At 37.6% G+C, this 2,362-nt stretch carries 2 protein-coding genes; both read right to left on the bottom strand.

What is annotated here, in order from left to right:
- A partial coding sequence (locus AC1DND_RS25980; protein WP_477585493.1) for a RagB/SusD family nutrient uptake outer membrane protein occupies positions 1-696 on the bottom strand: 696 nt, incomplete at its 3' end.
- 11 nt (positions 697-707) lie between these two features.
- Positions 708-2,362: SusC/RagA family TonB-linked outer membrane protein (locus AC1DND_RS25975; protein WP_477585491.1), on the bottom strand; the 1,655-nt coding region annotated here is incomplete at its 5' end.

Genomic DNA, 2,362 nt, shown 5'->3' with positions numbered 1-2,362 from the left:
ATAAACTTCAGCCAAAAGTTGCATGGCCATAAATTTATTTGCCCTGCCATACATTTTGCCTTTGGTATTAGTTTTTACCGATTCAATATCAGGAAGATTTGCTGCAGCAAAAAGCAAATCTGCTACGATGAGGTTGTTTACATCGGCTATTGGTGCCCTTACAAAATCTATTTTAGGTCCTGTCAATGCATGCGTAACCAGCGGTACACCACCAAACAAAGTAGCTAAATTATTATAAGCATAAGCCCTGAAAAACTTAGCTTCGGCACTTACTGAATTTTTACCTGCTGCACTTAAAGTGGTAACACTTGGATTTTCTATACCATCTAAAATAATATTCGTTAAGTTAACCATGATATAGTTTCTATTCCAGGTGCGGCCGGCACCAACATCTAAAGATGTTAATAAAGCGTAGTTATAGTAAGGTATTTCTACACCTTGCTGGTTATTTGTTGCATTTGCAACATCGGTTCCTACCTGCCAAACACTTGGCCAGCCTTGTTGATCGGCCCAGGAGAATATAGTACTGGTATGATTATATAAACCAATTAGTGAGGCTTCAAACCCAAGTGAATCGGTAAGTGTTAATGGTGTATATGAAGAAAATGGTTTCTCATCTAAGTAAGATTTTTTGCAAGATGAAAATGCAATAAATAATATGGATAAAGATGCGAATATGGTTATATATTTTTTCATGATGATGATAATTAACGTAATGAAACATTTAAACCCAGAACGAAAGTTCTTGTTATTGGATAATTATTTGTCCAATCTGCCGCGAATGCCTGCTGATTAGCTCCAGAATTCCCTGATCCTCTACCATAAGTAGTTTGCTCGGGATCCCAGCCTACCCAATTGGTGAAAGTGTGCAGGTTACGGCCACTTGCATAAACGGTTAAACTACCCAGGTGAAGTTTATCTAAAATGTGTTGTGAAAATACATAGCTTAATGTTACATCCTTGATTCTGGTGTAACTCGCATCAGATGCATAACCGTATCCTAAAGTATTATTGTAAGACAAAGCCGGGCGGGTTTGGCTTTGGTTTTCAGGAGTCCAGTAACCGATCTCAGCTGGCGTATTTCTTCTACCTGTTTCATCGCCATAGGTTAAATCAGGATTGTTTCTCGTTATACCCTGCGCAGTTTGAATAAATACGCTTAAATTAATATTTTTATAATGAAAAGTGTTGGTTATACCACCGGTCCATTTCGGGGCGGTTTGTCCAAGAATGGTTCTGTCATCACCAGTAATTTTTCCGTCACCATTTAAATCAGCAAACTTTAAGCTACCTGGTTTTGCTGTTGGATCCTGCTTAGAAACATCTTCGCCCGTTTGCCAAACACCAGTCATTTTGTAATCATATACGACATTGATGGGCTGTCCTATAAACCACCTGTTTCCCAAGTCATCTTTACCATCGCCATACAAATCGTCGATCTTATTTTTATTGGTCGCAAAAACAACCATTGTTTCCCAACGGAAGTCTTTTCCTGCAATGTTTTGAGTATTCAAAGTTAGCTCTAAACCATTATTGGTCGTTTTACCAATGTTTTCTAAAACTCTTGAGTAACCAGTAATAATTGGCAAGCTTCTATTCAGTAACAAACCACTTGTTTTATTCTGGTAGGCTTCTACACTACCTGTAACCCGGTTATTAAGGATTCCAAAATCTAAACCAATGTTTGCCGTTTTGGTGGTTTCCCATTGTAACATGATATTACCCAAATTATTTGGGATAACCCCAATTGTACTTATTCCGTTAAAAGGAGAACGGGAAGAACCTTCAGTGGTGATGGTATTATAAACACCAACAGCTTCATTACCAGTTTTGCCATACGATAACCTCAATTTCAAATTGCTGATAAGTTTAACATTTTTCATGAAATTTTCGTTAATAACATTCCAGCCAATTGCTGCCGATGGGAAAACACCATACTTGGTTGTATTTGCACCAAATACGGATGAACCATCTCTACGTGCCGTTAAAGTAAATAAATAGCGGCTATCATAGGAGTAAAATAAACGGCCCATCTGTGAATTCAGCCCATATCTATCGCGATAAGAACCACTTGTTTGTGTAGCACCTGCCCCTAGGTTATCCAAACCTAATTCATCATTAATAAAGCCGGTAGCACCTGCTGTGGTTGAATTGTATTTACGTTCTTGTGCACTATATAAGGCAGTAAAATCGAAATGATGCTTTTTAATATCCTTAGAATACGTTAAGATATTTTCTATAGTATAACTGTTGGTAGATGCATTAACACTTCTTGCAGTTCCATTATTATCATTTGCTAAGCGCCCTATGTAACTACCTGATCTTTCAGGAAAATAAGTATAACCAGCGTTTAACCTAAATT

This window comes from Pedobacter sp. 01N416, assembly GCF_056399685.1.
The sequence above is the reverse complement of the archived record's forward strand: the minus strand, read 5'-3'. Positions and strand labels throughout refer to the sequence as shown.